Annotated in this window: 15 protein-coding genes; 1 reads left to right on the forward strand and 14 read right to left on the reverse strand. The window is 64.1% G+C overall.

The window, feature by feature from the left end:
* Window positions 1-97 precede the first annotated feature (97 nt).
* From KTJ77_RS00625 to KTJ77_RS00635, 3 genes are all read right to left on the reverse strand, one after another.
* Entirely contained in the window at window positions 98-931 is an 834-nt protein-coding gene (locus tag KTJ77_RS00625) for an energy-coupling factor transporter transmembrane protein EcfT (protein ID WP_217336600.1), read from the reverse strand.
* Window positions 928-2,637: an ABC transporter ATP-binding protein gene (locus tag KTJ77_RS00630; RefSeq protein ID WP_367948785.1), complete on the reverse strand. Its 1,710-nt coding sequence runs from the start codon at window positions 2,635-2,637 to the stop codon at window positions 928-930. The genes KTJ77_RS00625 and KTJ77_RS00630 overlap by 4 nt, the downstream gene beginning before the upstream one ends.
* 129 nt (window positions 2,638-2,766) lie before the next feature.
* Window positions 2,767-3,315: an ECF transporter S component gene (locus KTJ77_RS00635; RefSeq protein WP_217336601.1), complete on the reverse strand. Its 549-nt coding sequence runs from the start codon at window positions 3,313-3,315 to the stop codon at window positions 2,767-2,769.
* A gap of 131 nt (window positions 3,316-3,446) precedes the next feature.
* On the opposite strand from KTJ77_RS00635, the gene KTJ77_RS00640 reads away from it, so the two are divergent.
* Window positions 3,447-6,965, forward strand: a complete 3,519-nt coding sequence (locus KTJ77_RS00640; protein ID WP_217336602.1) for a S8 family serine peptidase — start codon at window positions 3,447-3,449, stop codon at window positions 6,963-6,965.
* Window positions 6,966-7,057: 92 nt separating this feature from the next.
* Here the strand turns inward: KTJ77_RS00640 and KTJ77_RS00645 are convergent, their stop codons facing one another.
* From KTJ77_RS00645 to KTJ77_RS00695, 11 genes are all read right to left on the reverse strand, one after another.
* Window positions 7,058-8,062, reverse strand: a complete 1,005-nt coding sequence (locus KTJ77_RS00645) for a pirin family protein (RefSeq protein WP_217336603.1) — start codon at window positions 8,060-8,062, stop codon at window positions 7,058-7,060.
* Entirely contained in the window at window positions 8,059-8,379 is a 321-nt protein-coding gene (locus KTJ77_RS00650) for a GNAT family N-acetyltransferase (protein ID WP_217336604.1), read from the reverse strand. Before KTJ77_RS00650 ends, KTJ77_RS00645 begins: the two co-directional genes overlap by 4 nt.
* 99 nt (window positions 8,380-8,478) lie before the next feature.
* Window positions 8,479-10,545: an acyl-CoA dehydrogenase gene (locus tag KTJ77_RS00655; protein ID WP_217336605.1), complete on the reverse strand. Its 2,067-nt coding sequence runs from the start codon at window positions 10,543-10,545 to the stop codon at window positions 8,479-8,481.
* 137 nt (window positions 10,546-10,682) lie between these two features.
* Complete coding sequence (gene recQ / locus KTJ77_RS00660) at window positions 10,683-12,722, reverse strand: DNA helicase RecQ (protein WP_367948786.1); 2,040 nt, start codon at window positions 12,720-12,722, stop codon at window positions 10,683-10,685.
* 10 nt (window positions 12,723-12,732) lie between these two features.
* A complete protein-coding gene (locus KTJ77_RS00665; protein WP_217336606.1) occupies window positions 12,733-14,196 on the reverse strand; it encodes a cation acetate symporter in 1,464 nt (487 codons plus the stop codon).
* Complete coding sequence (locus KTJ77_RS00670) at window positions 14,193-14,540, reverse strand: heavy metal transporter (RefSeq protein WP_217336607.1); 348 nt, start codon at window positions 14,538-14,540, stop codon at window positions 14,193-14,195. The genes KTJ77_RS00665 and KTJ77_RS00670 overlap by 4 nt, the downstream gene beginning before the upstream one ends.
* Before the next feature lie 2 nt (window positions 14,541-14,542).
* Window positions 14,543-15,253, reverse strand: a complete 711-nt coding sequence (locus KTJ77_RS00675; RefSeq protein ID WP_217336608.1) for a LytTR family DNA-binding domain-containing protein — start codon at window positions 15,251-15,253, stop codon at window positions 14,543-14,545.
* Window positions 15,254-15,316: 63 nt separating this feature from the next.
* Window positions 15,317-16,396 carry a crosslink repair DNA glycosylase YcaQ family protein gene (locus tag KTJ77_RS00680; RefSeq protein WP_367948787.1) on the reverse strand — a complete coding sequence of 360 codons (1,080 nt, stop codon included), beginning with the start codon at window positions 16,394-16,396 and terminating at the stop codon, window positions 15,317-15,319.
* A 43-nt stretch (window positions 16,397-16,439) separates the two neighbouring features.
* Entirely contained in the window at window positions 16,440-17,612 is a 1,173-nt protein-coding gene (locus tag KTJ77_RS00685) for a sensor histidine kinase (RefSeq protein ID WP_217336609.1), read from the reverse strand.
* A 95-nt stretch (window positions 17,613-17,707) separates the two neighbouring features.
* Window positions 17,708-17,902 (reverse strand): YbdD/YjiX family protein, encoded by a 195-nt coding sequence (locus KTJ77_RS00690; RefSeq protein ID WP_217336610.1) that lies wholly within the window; start codon window positions 17,900-17,902, stop codon window positions 17,708-17,710.
* A 1-nt stretch (window position 17,903) separates the two neighbouring features.
* Window positions 17,904-20,180: a carbon starvation CstA family protein gene (locus KTJ77_RS00695; RefSeq protein WP_217336611.1), complete on the reverse strand. Its 2,277-nt coding sequence runs from the start codon at window positions 20,178-20,180 to the stop codon at window positions 17,904-17,906.
* Between the last annotated feature and the right edge of the window lie 77 nt (window positions 20,181-20,257).

Here is a 20,257-nt window from a genome sequence, read left to right on the forward strand (position 1 = left end):
CGCATCGAAAGACAGAGGTATGTGGAATTCCGTCTCAAACTTTATGGAACTCAGTGCCACCCTTTGTGGGCACCCCGCAAATGCTCTCAGATAGCGTTCAGGACCAGGGGTGGCACACGATGAAAATCGCCAAGGTGACGGCAAGAGAAATAGCAACAAACCAGAAATCTCGAGCGCGAAGCGGAACCTCGTGGCGCTCAGTGCGGGTCTCGTGCGCTCCGAAGGCGCGTGAGTCCATCGCCAGGGCAACGCGCTCGGCGTGCCGGATCGCACCGGCCATGAGCGGCAAAACATAGCCCCAGGCTCGAGCGATCGCCGCGAACGGGCCGCGTCCGCCGTGGCGCCCACGCACGCGGTGCGCTGAACGAATGATGGACAGTTCGTGCTTAAAGCGCGGCACGAAACGGTACGCCGCCAGCGCCGTGTAGCCGATGCGGTAAGGCAGCTTCAGGTACTGCACCGCGGCGCGCACGAGGTCGGGACCAGACGTCGTGACACCGGCAATGAGCGAGACCGCGATGAGTGAAGCGAGCCGTAGGGCCGCGGCAACGCCCTGCTCAACCGCACCGGTGGTGACCACAAACGAGCCGATCGTCATGACCGTTGTGCCGCCGACCTGTGATGAGTCCATCCACATGGTCAGGCCGGCGCCCGTCACCAAGATTGCGAGCGGAAACGCGCCGAACAGGGTGATTGCGAGTGCTTTCGTCATTCGCGCACCCGTTAACAGCACAAGGTATGCCACCGCCAGGAATGCGAGTGGCGTATCGATGTCGCGCACAAACAGCAGGGCGATCGCCGGAACCACGGGGGCGGCGAGCTTGCCAAGCGGATTGATGTGGTGCAGATACCGCCAGCGCGGCGCGGCCACCGTCGTGCCGAAAACATCGAGGGAGCCCGTCGTGTACGACGCGGGAGCAGGAACCGTCATGCGTCCGCTCCGGCCCGCACCAGATCGCCTATGCTCCACACGTCGGCGTAATCTGCACGCGACTGCATGGCACGCTGCACGGGCGGAACGCGCAGCCCGGCTGCGACGAGAGCCTCGGGGTGCGCCCACACGTCGCGCGTCGTGCCCGCTGCGATCAATCGGCCCTCGGCGAGCGCGATGGTGTGCGTTGAGTAGTCAGCGACCAGCTGCATGTCGTGCGTTACGACCAGAATCGTGGTTCCGTCGTTGCGCAATTCGCGCAATAGGTCGAGCAGTTCGTGTGCGCGCGCCCGATCCTGCCCAAAGGTGGGTTCGTCGAGCGCCAGGATTCGAGCGCCGGAGAGGAGCGCTGTTCCCACCGAGAGGCGTCGTTTCTGACCGCCTGACAGCAGGAAGGGATGCATGTGTGCTTTGTCGGCCAACCCGAAGCGTTCCAGCATCGCCTCGGTGCGTTCTCGAACTTCGGCCTCTGGGCGTTTGCGAGCGCGCAATTCATAGGCGAGTTCATCGAACACGGTCGACGTCATGAACTGGTGCTCGGGATTTTGAAACACGAAGCCGATGCGATCGGCGATCACGCGGGCGCGCGCTTTTGCCGGGTCAATTCCGGCGATCGACACGGTGCCCTTTGGTGGCCGCACGACGCCGCACATGAGCTGTAACAGGGTGGTCTTTCCCGCACCATTCGCGCCGACGATCGCAGTGAACGATTGCTCGACGATGTCAAGGGACACGTCTGAGAGCACCGCGTTGCCGCCACGCTCAAACGTCAGTCCGCGGACCTGAGCCACCCGTGGAGCGGCGGAACCAGAGACAGCTTCCTGCGCGCTGGTCGCCGCGCGTGCGGGTAGTGCAGCGGCAAGTTCTGTTGCTGTCAACGGCAGGGGCTCAATGGCGAGTCCGTGCGCACGAAGGGCGAGGGCGGCGAGCGTCGCTTCCGGCAACCACACACCCAAGTCGTTGAGCTCTGCCGCCTTCTGGCGCAGAACCTGCTCCGTGGTTCCGTCATGAGCGACACGGCCCTCGTTATCAAGAACCAATACGCGGGTGACAAAGCCCATCGCGGCATCGAGATTGTGCTCGACAAGAATGATCGCCTGCTCGCCGTCGGCAACCAGCTCGGCGAGTGCCGCATAAACCTCATCGATGCCCTGCGGGTCCAGGTTCGCGGTGGGTTCGTCGAGGATGAGCACCTTCGAACCCATCGCGAGCGCGCAGGCTATCGCAAGGCGCTGACGGCCGCCGCCAGAAAGCTCATCGGGGTTCGCGTGGCGCCGAGCCCAGAGACCGACTTTGCGGAGCGCGCGTTCGACGCGGGCGTGAATCTCGGGAATGGGCAGAAGCAGGTTTTCCAGGCCAAATGCGACTTCGTCGTAGACGGATCCGGTGACCAACTGGGCATCAGGGTCTTGGAAAACCATGGCAACATGCGGTGACAATTGCGCCGGAGTTGCCGCCGGTGCCGTCAAACCGTGAATGTGAACCGTTCCGGAGATGTCCGCAGGAATGTCGTGCGGAATGAGGCCATTCAGGGCGAGCGTGAGCGTCGACTTGCCTGCGCCGCTGGGGCCAAGCACCAGCATGACGTCCCCTGGATAAATGTCGAAGCTGACGTTGCTCGGAGCCGGGTGCGGATTGCCTGTGTGCGTGATCGACAAATCGTGCACGCGCATGAGCGGTGTGGTCGACGCAGTTGCTTCGGGCACAAGGATCTCTGAACAGAAAGGAAGGGGACCCTTACACGCTAGTCGCCCGACATGAGAGTCGCCACAACGCGGTGCCTGATTAAATCGTTGCCGTGCTGCGCGAGCGGATGAATTCGGCGCCGAAAGCGGTTAGCTGACGGTGCGGGCGAGGCCCGCTTTGCGCATTGAACGACCGATAAGAACACCGACAAATGTCCAAAACACAGAACCGGCGACGTAGACAAGGACCGAAACCAGCGCAAGGGCAATGCCGAACTTGCTGATGCCAATGCCGAGACCTGCGGTCAGGCCCAACAGGAGGCCAAGCACGGCGCCGCCTGCGAGCATCCACGCCGTGCTCCACTTCTGATAGCGACCGATCGCGGCCCAGCCCTCTTGTGCTCCGCCCATGATGGCGATCGCGGCGACATAGCTCAGGAACCACTGTGGGCTCATGGCGAGGGCAACGAGTGCGGCAAGCAAATGGGTGATGAGAGCGACCCAGCGGGTGCGCAACATTTCTTGCGCCACAATCCCCGGCAGCAGGTGCATGCTCAGGATAAAGCCGTACAGGATCGGCGCGCCCGCGACGACCGGAATCGTCAGATAACCGGCGAGTGCCGAGAGGATCCCGGTTCCGACAGCGATGGCTGCGCAGATCAGCAGGATGCGGGTGGAGAGCGGGGGGCGCGTGGTCACATATACAGCTTACCGAGCGTTCCCAAGATGAGATCTCTCTCATCACCCCTTATGAATCTGCTGATAAAAAGCTAGGTTTGCAGGCGGACTGACTTCTTGGTCGGTCTGTTGTGCTTCGAAGGAGAACGTCTATGGAAGGTCGATTCGGCCTTAAAGCGGGGGCTGTCGTCACATTCGCAGCCTTGATCGCTTGTACGTCCGCAGCCACAACCAGCTTCGCGGCGGAGCCGACGGAGGTGACAATTCCCACGCCGCTGAACCTTGAAGGAGGACGCTATATCGTTCTTCTCGACGAGGATCCGGTCGCAGCCTACGAAGGCGGACAGTCAGGTCTCGCAGCCACGAAGGCAGCAGACGGTGCCAAGCTCGACACCACGACGGACGCCGTTGTCGAGTACTCATCGCACCTCGCAAGCGTTCAGGACGCCATTGCCGCAGACGCAGGAGTGACGATTGACGACAATCTGACCGTCACGCTGAACGGATTTACCGCAAACCTCACCGCAGCGCAGGCAAAGCGACTTGCGGCGACCGATGGTGTCGCCTCGCTCGTTCCTGACGCGATCTTCCACCCGACTGCTGTCCCGTCCACCGAATTCCTCGGTCTGGAAGGCGCAGACGGCGTGTGGGAGACGTACGCTGGTGGCCCGGAAGGCGCTGGGGAAGGCGTCGTTGTGGGCATCATTGACACCGGCATCGCTCCGGAGAACCCCTCATTTGCAGGCAACCCGTTGGGAAACACCCCCGGCGACGCACCGTACCTCGACGGCAACACCGTTGTCTTCGACAAGGCAGATGGCACGCAGTTCCGTGCCGACCGTGTTTCCGGTGACCAGTGGAACGACGGCGACTACTCCACCAAGCTGATCGGTGGCCAGTTCTTCAGCGCGGGTGCCGCAGCTGCTGGCTTCGACTTTGCTTATGACATCCTCTCGCCCCGTGACGGTGGCGGCCACGGCTCGCACACCGCGAGCACCGCTGCAGGTAACCACGATGTGGCTGCCACGGTTGGTGGCCTTGACCTTGGCACCATCTCGGGCGTCGCTCCGGCAGCCAAGATTGCGGCCTACAAGGTTTGCTACGACGGTCCGGACGAGTCGGTAACGTCTGACGACATCTGTGCGGGCTCTGACCTGCTTGCTGCGATTGACAAGGCAGCTCAGGATGGCGTCGACGTCATTAACTTCTCGATCGGTGGCGGCGCGGCAACGACCGTGCTTGACGCCCTCGACATCGCGTTCTTCAACGCAGCAGCATCGGGAATCTTCGTTGCCGCCTCTGCGGGCAACTCCGGCCCCGACTACGTCACCGCTGACCACGCTTCGCCGTGGTACACCACGGTGGCAGCCTCCACGATTCCGACCTACGAAGGTACGGTTCAGGGTCCTGGTGACTTCGAGGCACCTGGTGCTGCGATCACGGTTCCTGCTGGTGGCGTGACGGCCGAGGCCGTTTACGCTGGCGATGTTCTGGCTCCTGGTGTCGACCCGACCGAGGGTGCACTCTGCTACCCAGAAACGCTGGATGGCGCTGCTGTGGCAGGCAAGATTGTCGTCTGTGACCGTGGCGGCAACGCTCGTGTCGAGAAGAGTGAGACGGTCGCTGACGCCGGCGGTGTCGGTATGGTCCTGGTCAACGTTGGTCCGGGTTCGCTCGACACCGACATGCACTCGGTTCCGACCGTTCACATCTCCCACACGTACCGCGACGCGCTTCTTGACTCGATTTCAGCACCCGGTTCGGAGCTCACGCTCCTCCCGGAGAACGTCACCGAGTTCGTCACCCCGGTTCCGCAGGTCGCTGGCTTCTCGAGCCGTGGCCCGATGCTTGCCGACGGCAGCGACATCCTGAAGCCCGACGTGGCAGCTCCCGGCGTGAACATCCTCGCCGCCGTCAACAACATTGAGGGCGCAGAGCCGCAGTGGGGTCTGATGTCCGGTACGTCGATGGCATCACCGCACGTGGCAGGTCTCGCTGCGCTGTACCTGGGTGTACACCCGGAGGCAACGCCAGGCGAGGTTAAGTCCGCGCTCATGACCACCGGTTACGACACGCTGGACGAGTCGGGCGCGATTAACCCCGACCCGTTCGCACAGGGTGCTGGCCAGGTTGACCCGGAGAAGTACTTCCACCCGGGCCTCGTCTACCACAACGGTGTCAGCGACTGGCTTGCCTTCCTTGAGGGCAAGGGCCTCGGCGAATGGGATGATATTGAGCCCATCGACGGTAGCGACCTGAACCTGGCATCGATCTCGATCGGCGCTCTTGCCGGTTCGCAGACGGTCACGCGTACGGTTACGGCCGAGACGGCCGGAACCTACACGGCAACGGTTGATGTCGCAGGCGTGAACGCCGTCGTCGAGCCCGCTAGCATCACGCTGGCCGAGGGTGAGTCGGCAACGTTCACCGTGACGTTCGAAAACGAAACGGCAGCGATTGACGAGTGGGCCACGGGCTTCCTGACCTGGACCAACGGTTCGATCGATGTTCGTTCGCCGATCGCGGTCTACCCGACGGCAGCAGATGCTCCCGCAGACCTGTACGGTCAGGGCATCAACGGAACCATCGACTACACGGTTACCCCGGGTGCCGATGGCGACATGCCGCTGAACGTCTCGGGTCTGACTCCGGTTATCCTGCACGAAGATGCTGACAACCCCGTTCCGGGTCACTCGGGCAACGAGAACTCCGGCGACGAGAACAACGACGTCTTCTTCGTTCTCGAGCTTGCTGAGGACGCAGACGTTGCTCGCTTCGACCTGAACTCGTCTGACGACGCGGGTAGCGACCTCGACCTCGTGGTCTACCACCTGCTGACGGCGGACGCCACGAGTGCAGAGGAAATCTGGCAGAGCGCGACGGCCTCGGCCGACGAGCAGGTCACGGTCGTCAACCCGGCTGCAGGTTTCTACCTCATCCAGGTCAACGTCTACGAAACCACTGGGCCCATGACGTGGGATCTCACCACGGGCGTCGTTGACGGTGCCGACGAGGGTGCGCTCACCGCAACCCCGAACCCGATTGCCGGTGTTCAGGGTGAAGCGGCTCCTGTTGCACTCAACTGGACCGGCCTCACTGCCAACACCCGCTACCTGGGCTTCGTCCAGTACGGTGACTCGGCTGTGAACTCGGTTGTCACGGTTGACTCGGGCCCCGCGGCTCCGGCCAACACCGCAGCTCCCGTGCTTTCGGGCTCCGGCGTTGTCGGTGAAGTGCTCTCGGCAACGACCGGCACGTGGGACCAAGAGGGTCTGACGTTCCAGTTCGAGTGGCTGAAGGACGGCGAGCCGATCCCGGCTGGCGCGGCTCCTGCGGCACTCAGCGAGAGCAACACGTACACCCCGACAGCGGCTGACGTGGGAGCAACCATCTCGGTTCGCGTACATGCCACCGCAGCTGACAACCCCAACGTGGGCTCAGCTGATTCGAACGGCATCGTCGTGACGGCTGCGCCGACCACGAGCCCGACGCCGACGGACCCGACGACGAGCCCGACCACGGCTCCCACCACGCCTCCTGCAGGCGGCGGTGAGCTCCCGGTCACCGGTGCTCCGGACGCAACGGTTCCGCTCCTTGTCGGATTCCTCATCGTGGCACTGGGTGGTGCAGCGTTCTTCATCGGACGCCAGCGCCGCGCACACGCGGAGTAATCCCTAGACAAGAACATCCCCCGGCTGGATTCGTCCAGCCGGGGGATGTTTCTGTGTGTGGAGCGACGCTCCGTGTGGCTCTCGTCGCTTCGCTACGTGAGGTCGCGGTACACGCGTCTGCGTGGCGTGAGGCGTACATTCGGAAGCGGCGGTGCGGGAATCCACTCATCGCCGTGGCCGACGACGTGGCCGTACCGTTCGGTGCGTGCGGCCCAATCTGCTTGTGCCTGCACGATCTCGTCATGGCTGCGCCCGACGAAGTTCCACCACATCACGAGGTCAGCCTCAAACGGCTCGCCGCCGATCAAGAACACGAGGGCGTCCTGCTCCGCGGCGATCACCACGCTCGTGCGATGGATGCCCAGGTACAGCAATTGTTCCGGGGCCAGTGCCGTATCCGGACCGGCGGCAACGATTACTGCCCCCTCCACGACGAGCAGCGCGTGCTCCCATGCGTGCGTGAGTGGAACCTCGACGCTGTGGCCAGCGGGGATCATGATTTCAGCGCCAACGATGGGCGTGTACACCGTTGCGGGCGATTGAACTCCGGCAAGTTTGCCCAACACGACGGTCGCAGCCACCGTCGACGCGGCACCTGAGGCGTTATCGCGCGCCACAAGCGAGACCTCAGGCAGCTCAGTCACCTGCTCAAAGGCGGCCTCACCCCAACGGCGGTCATCGGGCAGCGCGATCCAAAATTGCAGGGCGTCGAGGTCGGTATCTCCGCCACCAAGGGAATACTCCGAGTGCGAAATACCCGCGCCCGCCGTCATGAGGTTCAACGCGCCACGGGTGATGGTGACATCACTACCGATGCTGTCTCGATGACGAATCTCACCCGCGTACGGCCACGTCACGGTTTGCAGCCCCATGTGCGGGTGCGGTTCTACCCGCATCGTGGTGCGTTGGGGGCCAAAGCGGTCCAAAAAGCACCACGCACCAACCATCGGCAGGGCGCGCTGGGGGAGGGCGCGGTGCACGTTCATGCCACGGATGCCGCCGAGCGGAACCTCCCGGGCGTCGTAGAGTTCGACCCGCGGCCCCGTGCACTTCTCGGTGGGCTCGGTGGGCTCGACCTCAGCGTCGAGGCGGGTCATGATTCGTGACGCGGCGGCCACGAGATTGTGAGCCCAGGCACGTCGTGGCCGCGCAGGTACTTCACGACGAAGGGGCAGAGCGGAACCACGGTGTCGCCGCGAGCAGCCGAATCAGCCATCGCGCCGGCAACGAGGGTGGAGCCGAGACCGCGACCGCCAAAGGCCGGGTCAATCTCCGTGTGAGGAAAGAGGAAAGCGCCCTGACGCTCGGTGAACTCGGTAAATCCAGCCACCACATCGTCGACGAGGATTTCGTAGCGGCCTGCCTCCTCATTGCGGCGAACCAGCGTGGTCTCGGTTGTCGTTTCGTCCGTCATGGTGCCTCCATCGAATGATCTGCCCCCATCGTGCCACGCCCACAACGGCCGAGGGCCGGTCCGCACGAAAATGGTGCACACCGGCCCTCGAAGAAATAACTAGTTCTTCTTCGCCTTCTTGAGCGTCTTCTCGTCAACGGGCATCCGCCCGGAAGCACGCAGTTCCTGGTAGTAGGCGCGAGCTTCGTCCTGGCGCTCGGCCTCAATGCCGCTGGCGATGGGCGCACGCAGGTGCTCCTGCTCGTAGCCGAAGGCGTCGACGAGGTCGAGAGCGTGCGGGCGCAGGCGCACCAGGAGGCGCTGAATGTAACGGGAGACGGAACCAGCGCGCTGTGCGGAGAGGCGACCGTTGATGAGGTACCAGGACAGGTGCTTCTCGATCAGCCCGAGACCGAAAAGGTCACGCAGCCACGTCAGCACCTCCTTGGTTCCGTTGTCGGTGACACGCAGGACAGCATCCGTGAATGCTTCCCACTGCAGCAGTTCACCGTGCGCGCGCGCCGCTTCGATGAGGTCAACCTGCACTTCGTTGAACAGGGCGGCAGCGTCGGCCGGTGCCATCTTGCTCGCCGGGCGCAGGCGCATCGCGACATCGGCCACCATGGTCTGCACGCGGTCGCTCAGCAGGTCGTGCTGCTGGTCGGCGCGCAGGCCATTCTCCACCGAGCGGGCGGTGGAACCGAGGTCAGCGACGGTCTGGCCGAGGGCGCGGAGGCCGGCACCGTGGAAAATGCGACCTGCCGTCTGGCCAGCAGCGAAAGCGGCGAGCTGCGCGGCGTCCTTGCCCTTGAACTGCTGGGCGTAGTCCTTCAGGAGGCGCTTGCCGACGAGCTGCAACAGGATGTTGTTGTCGCCCTCAAAAGTCGCATAAATGTCGAGGTCTTGACGAAGGCCGACGAAGCGGTTGCCGAACATGAAGCCGGCGCCACCACAGGCTTCACGTGCCTCCTGGAGGGTGTCAAGACTGTGCCACGTCGACAGCGGCTTGAGCGCGGCTGCCAACGTCTCCAGGTCTTCGCGGTCGTCGTCGCTGCCAGCCTTGCCACTGAAGACGGCATCGAACTTCACCAGGATTTCGTCGTGCGCAATGATCGATGCGTACGTTGTGGCCAGGCGCGTCAGCAGGCGGTGCTGGTGCTTGCCGTAATCCAGGAGCGTGACCTCGTCTGTGCCCGCACCCTGGTCGAACTGGCGGCGCTGGCTGCCGTAAACGATAGCGATGTTCAAGGCCATAGCCGCAGCCCACGACGAGGCGCCGTCGAGCGAAACGCGACCCTGGACGAGCGCGCCGAGCATCGTGAAGAAGCGGCGACCTGGGCTCGCGATCGGGCTTGTGTAGGTGCCGTCGACCGCAACGTCGCCGTACTTGTTGAGCAGGTTGGTACGCGGCACGCGCACGTTGGTGAAGTGCAGGCGGCCGTTGTCGATGCCGTTCAGTCCGCCCTTGAGGCCGTCGTCTTCGCCGCCGACACCGTCAAGGAACGCGCCGTTCTCGTCGCGGATCGGCACGTAGAAGCAGTGCACGCCGTGGTTGACGCCGTTCGTGATGAGCTGCGCAAACACGGTCGCGGCGATGCCGTGCAACGCAGCGTTACCGAGATAGTCCTTCCACGCGCCGCGGAACGGCGTGTGAATCACAAACTCTTCGGTCTCCGGGTCGTATGTTGCCGTGGTTCCGACCGCGGCAACGTCGGAACCATGACCGATCTCCGTCATTGCAAAAGCGCCGGGAATCGAGAGGTCAAGGATTCCTGGCAGCCACTTGTTGTGGTGCTCTTCGGTACCGAGGTGCAGCACGGCAGAACCGAACAGGCCCCACTGCACGCCCGCCTTGATCTGCATGCTGGGGTCACCGGTGAGGAGTTCTTCGAAGGCGGCGATGCTGCCGCCGTGGTTGTCCTGGCCGCCAAAAGCTACCGGGTAGGCGCGCGAGATCGCGTTGTTCTCGACGAGGAGGTGCAGCTGGCTCAGCACACGCTCGCGGTGCTCGTCCATGCCGAGGCTGTCAACGCGCCAGAACGCCGGGTCTTTCATCATGGCGCGCGCCGTCCGGCGCTCGTCAGCCCATGTGCCCATCAGAATGTCGGTCACTGCTGCCACATCGATGCGTGGCTCACCGCTGCGCCCTTCAATGCCGGGGGCGGCGGTGACTTCAGAATTCGTCATGACTCTCCTAGACAGAACGCGGGGAATGACTATGACGGTAGATGCTCCACAACGAAGCGCGCAACCGTTTGGCGACCTTCAACAAGAGGGTCGGGGTTCCGGGCGTGCCGCCATTGTGCTCGCCCCACACCATGGCGCTACTGGGCCGCGGCAATCACCGCGAGCACACCCTCGCCGTACGACTCCTTCTTCTTTGCGCCGATGCCGGTGATGGCATCGAGCGCACCGAGGCTCGTCGGGCGCACGTCGGCAAGCGCGCGAAGCGTCGCATCGCCGAACACGATGTACGCGGGCACACCCTGCTCGAGAGCCTGCTCCGCACGCCACGCGCGCAGTGCTTCGAACAGGTCACGGTCGCCGTCTGCGACCGTGTCGCTCGCCCGGCTCTTGCGCACAGCGGAACCTGACGTGCGTCCCAGCACATCCTTGCGGAGCAGGACGGTGCGCTCGCCGCGGAGCACAGCCGTGCTTGCCTCCGTGATGCCGAGGGTTCCGTAGTCGCCCTGCGCGGCGATGAGATCCTGGGCGAGGAGCTGGCGGACGACGCTGCGCCAATCCGCATCCGTGAGGTCAGCACCCAGCCCGTACGTGGAGAGTTCGTTGTGGCGGTGCTGGCGAATGCGCTCCGTTGACGCCCCGCGCAGGATGTCGATGAGGTGCCCGGCGCCGAACGACTGGTTGCGTTCTCGCTTCAGCCGCACGATCGTTGACAGCAGTTTCTGCGCTGCAATGGTTCCGTCGAAGGTGTCAGGAGTCTCCAAGCAGGTGTCGCAGTTGCCGCAGGGAGCCGACTCTTCGCCGAAGTAGCCGAGCAGATTCTGGCGGCGGCACTGCACGGTTTCGCAGAGCGCGAGCATCGCGTCGAGATGCTGGCCCTGGCGTTGCTTGTGCGCACGGTCGCCATCACCCTGGTCGATAAGGCGGCGCTGCTGCACGACATCGCCCAGGCCGTATGCCATCCACGCGATGCTGGGCTCACCGTCGCGGCCCGCACGCCCTGTCTCCTGGTAGTAGCCCTCGACCGACTTCGGGAGGTCAATGTGCGCGACGAAGCGCACGTCTGGCTTGTCGATGCCCATCCCAAATGCGATGGTCGCAACCATCACGACACCGTCTTCGCGGAGGAAGCGGGACTGGTGGCGGGCACGCATATCGGCAGGGAGGCCAGCGTGATACCCCAGCGCATCGATGCCCTGCGCTCGCAAGAACTCGGCAGTCTGTTCCACCTGTTTGCGGCTGAGTGCGTAGACGATACCCGCCACGCCCTCTGGCTGCGAGCGAATAAAGGAGACGAGTTGTTTGCGTGCGTCGGTCTTCGCGACGATGCGGTACTGAATGTTTGGGCGGTCAAAGCTCGACACAAAGTGTGCGGCCTGATCGAGATGCAGGCGCTGCGTAATTTCGGTGTGCGTTGCGCGCGTTGCGGTCGCCGTGAGCGCCATGCGCGGAACCCCGGGGAACGCATCGCCGAGGTCACCGAGAGCGAGGTAGTCGGGACGGAAGTCGTGCCCCCACTGCGCCACACAGTGCGCCTCATCGATCGCAATCACGCTCAGGGTTCCCTGCGCGATGAGCGCGCGCGTTGTCGGGTTCGACAGGCGCTCGGGGGCGACGTAGAGCAGATCGAGTTCGCCAGCGAGATACGCCTGCTCGGTCTCGGCACGCTGCGCGGCCGACTGCGTCGAGTTGAGGTACGCGGCGCGCACGCCGTTGGCGACAAGCGCGTCCACCTGGTCGTGCATGAGCGCGATAAGTGGCGACACCACGAGCCCGGTGCCCTCGCGCACGAGCGCTGGCACCTGATAACAGACAGATTTTCCGCCGCCCGTAGGCATCAGCACGATCGCGTCGCCGCCAGCAACAACCTGGTCGATCGCGGCCGCCTGGTCACCCCGGAACGCGTCGTAGCCGTATACCGCCCGCAATGCTTCGATTGGCGTCGCATATTGCGAAGCCCGCACGCCGCGAGGCCGCGACGCTACCGGCGCGGGGGCGTAGTCAGCGCGGGGCGGCGGGTAGCCGCCAGCAAAATCCAGCTCGCCAGGAGGTTCCGCATACGGATCAAACGGGACATCATCGTACGGGTCGTACCCGGGCTCGTCATGCGGATCAAACGGCACGTCCGCGTAGGGGTCAGAGGAGCCGCTGGAGAACGAAGATGATCCGGGAGTTGCCACCTGGTCGAGTCTACCGAGCGTGACTTTCCGGAAGGTGCAAGCGAGCCAAGAACTGTGGAGTACCTGCGGGCGCACCGTTTTTGTCGAGGAGCGACACAACGAACACCGTCGCCGTCGTAAGGGGGATCGTCCACGCGGCCGGTTGGGCGAGCACCGCGGCGAGCCACGCGCTATTGAGATTGAGCGCGGTACCGATCATCGCCGCCCCGCAGGCGAGGGCACCGACGACCATGCCGACGATGGCACCCTTCGCCGTCATCCGTGGCCACCACACGCCAAGCAGCATGACAGGAGTCAGGCTCGACGCCGCAAACACAAACACCTGCCCGACGCTGGAGACGAGTCCTTCCGGCACGGTCAGAAACGAAAAACCGAGCGGAACCAGGGCGCAAATGACCGCGGCGAGGCGGAAGGAGCGCACAGAGCCGGTGAACAGATCTTGGCTGACCACGCCGGCAAGCGAAACGATGAGCCCCGATGATGTGGCGAGGAATGCCGCAAACGCACCCGCAACGATCAGTGCGGTGAGCACGTCACCCCACACGCCGCCGATGACGCGCGAAGGCAGTTCCAGCACGACGGTGTCTGCCAGCCCCGGCTTCGCCAGGTCGGGGGCAGCGATCCGGGCGATCAACCCCATCGTCGATGACACCGCATAAAACGCGCCGACCAGCACGATGACCATGACGGTCGCTCGCCGTGCGGACGGCCCATCAGGACTCGTGTAAAACCGCACAAGCACGTGCGGCAGCCCGATGGTTCCGAGCAGTAAAGCCAACATGAGTGACAGCGTTCCGTACAGATCGGCGCCGCCGGGGCCGCGCTCGACCGGAAAGATCAGGTGCGGATCGATTGTCGCCGCGTGATCGCTCAGCGCGATGCACAAGAACGCCACAGGAACGGCAAGCGCCGTGAGTTTGAGCCAGTACTGAAACGCCTGCACAGCGGTCACGGCGCGCATGCCACCGGCCGCGACCACCCCGCCGACGACAATGGCAACCAATACCGCGCCGACCCACAGTGGTAGTCCGGCGACGACCTGCAGGGTGAGGGCGGCACCATGCATTTGCGGCACGATATAGAGCCACCCAATCACCAGCACGACGACGGATGTCACGTGGCGGGCGGCGCGAGACTGCGTGCGAGCCTGAATGAAATCCGGAATCGTGTACGCGCCACTGCGGCGCAGCGGGGCGCCGACAAACAACAACACCAGCAGGTAGCCTGCCGCGTATCCGATGGGAAACCAGAAGCCCTCGGAACCAGACAGTAGTACGAGACCGGCAAGCCCTAAAAAGGTGCCTGCGGAGAGATACTCGCCGCTGATCGCGGAGGCGTTCCAGACGGGCCGCACCGAGCGGGAAGCAACGTAGAAGTCACTCGTGGTGCGAGAAATGCGCAGACCGTACGCGCCGAGAATGATTGTCGCGAGCAGGAGCCCGGCGACGGCACCCAACACCAGGCCGGTGTTCATACGTCGCCCTCGCGCAGGGCGCGGTAACGGTTTTCGTTTTTCGTTGCTCCACGCGCGTAGATGACAGCGAAGATCACGATGAGCGGGTAGTAGCCGTAGGCATGCAGCAGCCACGGCAGCGGCACGTGTGCGATCACGACATCGTTCAGCGCTGGCACCGTGAACAGCACGAGAGTGAAGGCCCCCGCGGTCAGGAGAAACCCGATAAGACAGGTCAGCGCGAGTCTGAGCTGTGCCCGCACGAGACCGCGGGCGTAGAGCGGCTCCGATGTGAGTGGGCGGCGGATCGGAAGCGTCGCCGTGGCAGGCGTCGCCGTCACCCGCACGCGATTCTTCGTCGACATCGTTAGGACCGCAACAGTCGCTCACGCACCGATGCGGTGAGGCGGCGCGACACAGGCAGTTCGATTTCGGCGAGGGTGACGGTGGGCGTATTACCGCTCAGATGCAGGCTTGTGACGGCATCACGATGCACGAGGTACGAGCGATGAATGCGCACGAAACCGGCCGAATGCCACCGCTCCTCAAGCTCAGAAATGGGCGTGCGAATGAGGTGGCTTCCGGAGGCCGTCCACAGCCGTGAATAGTCGCCCTGCGCGTGCACCCAGCGCACGTCGGCTCGGCGAATGAGGCGGGTGTCGGAACCAACGGTGACGGGGATCTTTTCGTCAGCAACGGCGGGAGCGCCGGCAAGATTCGCATCGATCGCGCGGCCGAGCGCAACGGCGAGACGCTCGGCACGCACCGGCTTCAGAACATAGTCAACGGCGGCCACGTCGAACGCCTCGATCGCGCGGGAATCGTCGGCGGTGACGAAGATGACGGCAGGTCGCTGCTGAAACTGCTGTAGCGCACGGGCGAGATCGAGTCCGCTCAGCCCCGGCATGTGAATGTCGAGAAACACCACAGACACGGAGGCTTCGCTGAGCACGCGCAGCGCGGCCGCCCCTGACGAGGCGCGATAGATCTCGCCGACGCGGGCGTCTGCACGAAGAAGTGCCGTCAGCTCATCAAGCGCGGGTGCCTCATCATCGGCGATCAAAATGTCGACTGTCATGTCTTCGTTTCTCGGAACGGATGCGCGCCATCGCGCGACGCTCTCAGGGTACCTGCCTCGCCGCTACTCGAGACCGCGCACCTCGGCGCCGAGCCAGTCTGCGAGTTCGCGAATCTCCTGGCGCACCATGTCATGCTCCTCCGGCTCCCAGGCGTCAAGCTCATGCACAGCCGTGACGACAAGCGTGTCGTCTGCTGTGCGATGCTCGGCGTCGAGCAGCCCAGCGAAGCGATCGCCGATCAGGATCGGATGCGCGAAATACCCAAACCGCCGCTCGGCCTTCGGCTTGAACTGCTCCAACACATAGGTGAAGCCGAAGATCTCCTGCAGACGTGGCCGATCAAACAGCACGCTGTCGTAGGGGTTAAGGAGCGCGACCCGACCACCCGCATCCGTATCAAGTGCCTCAAGCGCCTCCGGGTCGACACGAAATTTCCACGCACTGCCCTGCACCGTCGCCGCAACGCCAGCCATGCCGACGCGGCTCCACGGCGACTTTGCCTTCGCAATCCCCAGTGCCTTGAGCCGCCGATCCGCGAGTGCGCTCGCGGCATCATCAGCGCTCAGCTCGGGCTGAGCCGGATACACGCGTTCGGCGAGGTCCCACACCTTCGTGCGCCCTTCGCGCCGCACGACCGCCACGTCGCCAGCGCGCTGCAGAATCTCCAGCATGCGCGGCACCTGGTTGGGGCCGTACCAGCCAGACTCGGAACGGTGGGCGACGGCCGCGGTATCCGGAATCGCCGATGCAGGCAGCGGACCCTCGGCGCGCAGACGCGCGAGAATCTCGCGGTGAAACACGTGGTTCGCCTCCACCCAATTCCGACTGGATGCGTGCAGGGCCTCAAGGCGCATTTTGGGTCGCATCATGGGCAACACGGAGATCGGCCGAAATGCGCCATCAAACTCGAACAGCAGCCGATCCATCTCGGTGGCCTTGCGCAGCTGCGCTGGCTCGTACGACCAGCCGATCCGCGAAAACAGGATGGTGTGTTCCGCCGGCGCGATCACCTTCGTCGGGTCGATCTTGATCGCGGTGAGTTGCTCGGCAACCTCCACCACATCGCCCGGCTTGTCTGCATCCAACAGTTGTGCACGCACCGCGATGCTGCGGGCTTCGTCGGCGGAAAGGTGCACGGTCACGGCGACACTCTACGCCGCACCAGGCACGCTCGGCAGAGGCCGACTACGGCGCCTCGTGATCGGGCTGCGACTTTGGCACCCGCACCCGCACCATGGTTCCGGCACCCTCATTCGTCTCAATCACGAGACCCGCCTCATCGCCGTACAGCTGACGCAACCGGCGATCGACGTTGCGCATGCCGACATGATCACTCGTCGCGCTCGCCTCCAGCAGGGCCTTCGCTCGATCAGGTGCCATGCCGACGCCGTTGTCTTCCACCGTGATTTCGGTGTGCGTGCCATCATCGACACTCGCGATCGTGACGAGCCCGCCGTCGATGCCTGGTTCCAAACCGTGTTTGACCGCGTTCTCCACGAGCGGCTGCACGCACAGGTACGGGATCACCGTGGCAAGCGTTTCCGGGGAGATCCGCAGTCGCACGCTGAGGCGATCGCCGAAGCGGGCACGCTCGATTTCGAGGTACGAGTGGATAGCCTGCAGCTCTTCCGCGAGCGTCGTGAACTCACCATGCCTGCGGAACGAATAGCGCGTGAAATCGGCAAAGGTCAGCACGAGCTCACGCGCCCGCGCCGGGTCCGTCGTCGTGAACGACGCGATCGCGGTGAGGGCGTTGTAGATAAAGTGCGGGCTGATCTGTGCGCGCAACGCGCGAAGCTCGGCTTCGGCAAGGGCCGCGCGTGACGCCTCCAATTCGCCGAGCTGAAGCTGCGTCGATGCCCACTGGGCGACTTCGCCCGTCGCGCGCACGAGCGGCGCCCGCACCGGGCTCGAGAAGGCGATCACGACGCCCCACACGTCCTCATCGACCAGGATCGGCGCACCGACGGCCTCCCACCCGTGCCGCGATGCATCCTGCCGCGGAAAAACCTGGCGGGCCCGCGCATCGCGCACCGACTGCGCAATACTGCGGGCGGCATCTTCCAGCTCCGGGTGCGTCGGTTCCATCACGACGGAACCATCACTGGCGACGAGTGCGAGAGCTTGCGCACCCAGCATGGTGCGCATGTGGCGTGCGGCGCGAGACATATCGGCGGAATCGCCACCGCGCAGGGCGCGCGCGGCACGGGCGGCCAAATGCAGCGTGCGATACGCGGCACGCTCTTCGTCGCTACCGAGATCGCGAGACCCCTGCGCCAGCCTGCGACTGGCAAGAACGCCCAGTACCACCGCGGCACCCAGCACCGCGCCGATGGCGAAGATCAGGGCATCAGGCATGCTCCGAGCCTACGCGTACCGCCCAGCGCCGACGCCGCATGCAGAGCACAAAAGAGGGGCACGACCCGTGCGGATCGTGCCCCTCTTTTGCGTGCCTAGCAGCAGCGCGGCTCGGCTGCCTGGTCGGCGTAGCGCTTCTTCCAGAACTCGCGTTCTGACATCACGGGTTCACCGGGGTGGGTGCGCTCGTGATGTTCGACATACGTCGCGTACGCGTGGTCGCCCATGAGGTTGGTGACGTACCACTGCACGCTGCGAAGCGCAGAGCCGATTGCCGCTGACACGGTCATCTCAGTGACCCTGCGTCGGCTTCAGCTCAGGAGGAAGTGCTTCCCACTCCTTCTCCAGTGCGCGCTCGGAGGGCGTTGCGATGAATCCGGCAGGAGCGTAGCGACGAGATGCCACCGGCTCGTCCTCCATGTTTTCGCCACCACCGTTACGGATCGCGCGGATCGTTGCGATGACCGCGGTGATCATCACGATGATGGCGGCAACGACGAACACGACAGACAGGGTGCCCTGCACCGCCGTGTTGCGCACGACAGCTTCCATCGCCTCAACCGTCTTCGCGGTTCCAAACTCCGTCTTGCCCTCAGCCAGCGCCTGGCTGAACGCCGCGTTGTTGGCGAAGTATCCGACCGCCGGAACCGGGGAGAAGATCTTGTAGGCAGAGGCGGTGATCGTGACGACAGCGGTGAACGCGAGCGGCAGTGCGATGATCCACAGCCAGCGGAAGTAGCTCTTGCCGCGCTTGGCGACAATGGCCATGACGACCGCGAGGGCGATGGCGGCGAGCAGCTGGTTAGCGATACCGAACAGCGGGAAGAACGTGTTGATGCCGCCGAGCGGGTCGGTCACACCGAGCATCAGGATGACGCCCCAACCGATCACCATGAGGCCGGTGCAGATCCACACGCCAGGACGCCACGAGACATCCTTGAACTTCGGGATCACGGTGCCGATCGAGTCCTGCAGCATGAAGCGTGCAACACGGGTTCCGGCGTCCACAGCGGTGAGGATGAACAGCGCCTCAAACATGATGGCGAAGTGGTACCAGAAGCCCATCATGGCGGTGCCGCCGAGCCACTGCTGCATGATGTGCGCGAGACCCAGAGCCAGAGTCGGCGCGCCACCCGTGCGCGAAACGATGCTCTCTTCGCCGACGTTCGCGGCCGTGGTCGTGAGTACATCGGGCGTGAGGTGCACGCCGGTCATACCGAGGGAGTTGACCCAGGCGACGGCGCCCTCAACGGTTCCGCCTGTCGCGGCAGCCGACGAGTTCATCGCGAAGTAGATGCCCTGATCGATCGAGATCGCGGCAACGAGAGCCATGATCGCAACGAACGATTCCATCAGCATGCCACCGTAACCGATGAAGCGCGTCTGGCGCTCCTTCTCGACGAGCTTCGGCGTGGTTCCGGACGAAATCAGTGCGTGGAAGCCGGAGAGCGCGCCACAGGCGATCGTCACGAACAGGAACGGGAACAGTGTTCCGGAGAACACCGGGCCGATCTCGCCACCGGCAAACTGCGAGAACGCCGGAACCGTGATTTCCGGGCGCACGATGATGATCGCACCGGCAAGCAACACGATGACACCGATCTTCATGAACGTCGACAGGTAGTCACGCGGAGCGAGCAGCAGCCACACCGGGAGGATGGCGGCGATGAAACCGTAGATGATGATGCCGATCGCGATGGCCTCCTTGGGGAGGTGGAACATCGCGTAGCCCCACTCGGTCGACGCGACCCAACCGCCAGCGACAATCGCGGCGATCAGGAGGACGAAGCCGATGATGGAGATTTCGGTGATCTTGCCTGGGCGGATGTAGCGCAGGTACAGGCCCATGAAGATCGCGATCGGGATGGTCATCGAGACCGAGAAGACACCCCACGGGCTCTCGCCAAGCGCGTTCACGACGACGAGGGCGAGGATCGCCACGATGATGATCATGATCAACAGCGACGCGATGATGGCGGCGGTGCCACCGATGCGACCGAGCTCATCGCGAGCCATCTGGCCGATCGTGCGACCGCCACGGCGCATCGAGAAGAACAACACAACGTAGTCCTGGACCGCACCCGCAAGCACCACACCGACAATGATCCAGATGGTTCCGGGGAGGTAGCCCATCTGGGCGGCCAGAATCGGGCCGACGAGCGGGCCGGCGCCAGCAATGGCGGCGAAGTGGTGGCCGTAGAGCACGCGACGGTCGGTCGGAACGTAGTCCTTACCGTCCTGCTTGTATTCGGCTGGAGTTGCTCGCTTGTCGTTCGGGCGCGTGATGTAGCGCTCGATGACCTTCGAGTAGAAGCGGTAACCGATCAGGTAGGTCGCGACAGCGGCGAACACGAACCAGATGGCGTTGACAGTCTCGCCGCGCACCAGCGCGAGCATCACCCAGGAGACACCACCGAGCAGCGCAATGCCAACCCAGATCGCGATCTTTAGGGGCGTCCACTTGGTGTCTTTGGCGTGCTGCTCATCGCTCAGCGATGTCGGCGGCAGGGTCGGATCGGAGGTGATCTCCGGTTCCTCCTGCGCTCGATCGGCAGTAGTGCTGGTCACGGGGGCATTCCTCTCTACGCGTCGTTGCGGAATTCCCTTAGGGTATGGCGGCTCTCAGCGTGCTCTCAGGTGATGAG

Source organism: Microbacterium sp. NC79, assembly GCF_019061125.1.
Classification (GTDB): Bacteria; Actinomycetota; Actinomycetes; order Actinomycetales; family Microbacteriaceae; genus Microbacterium.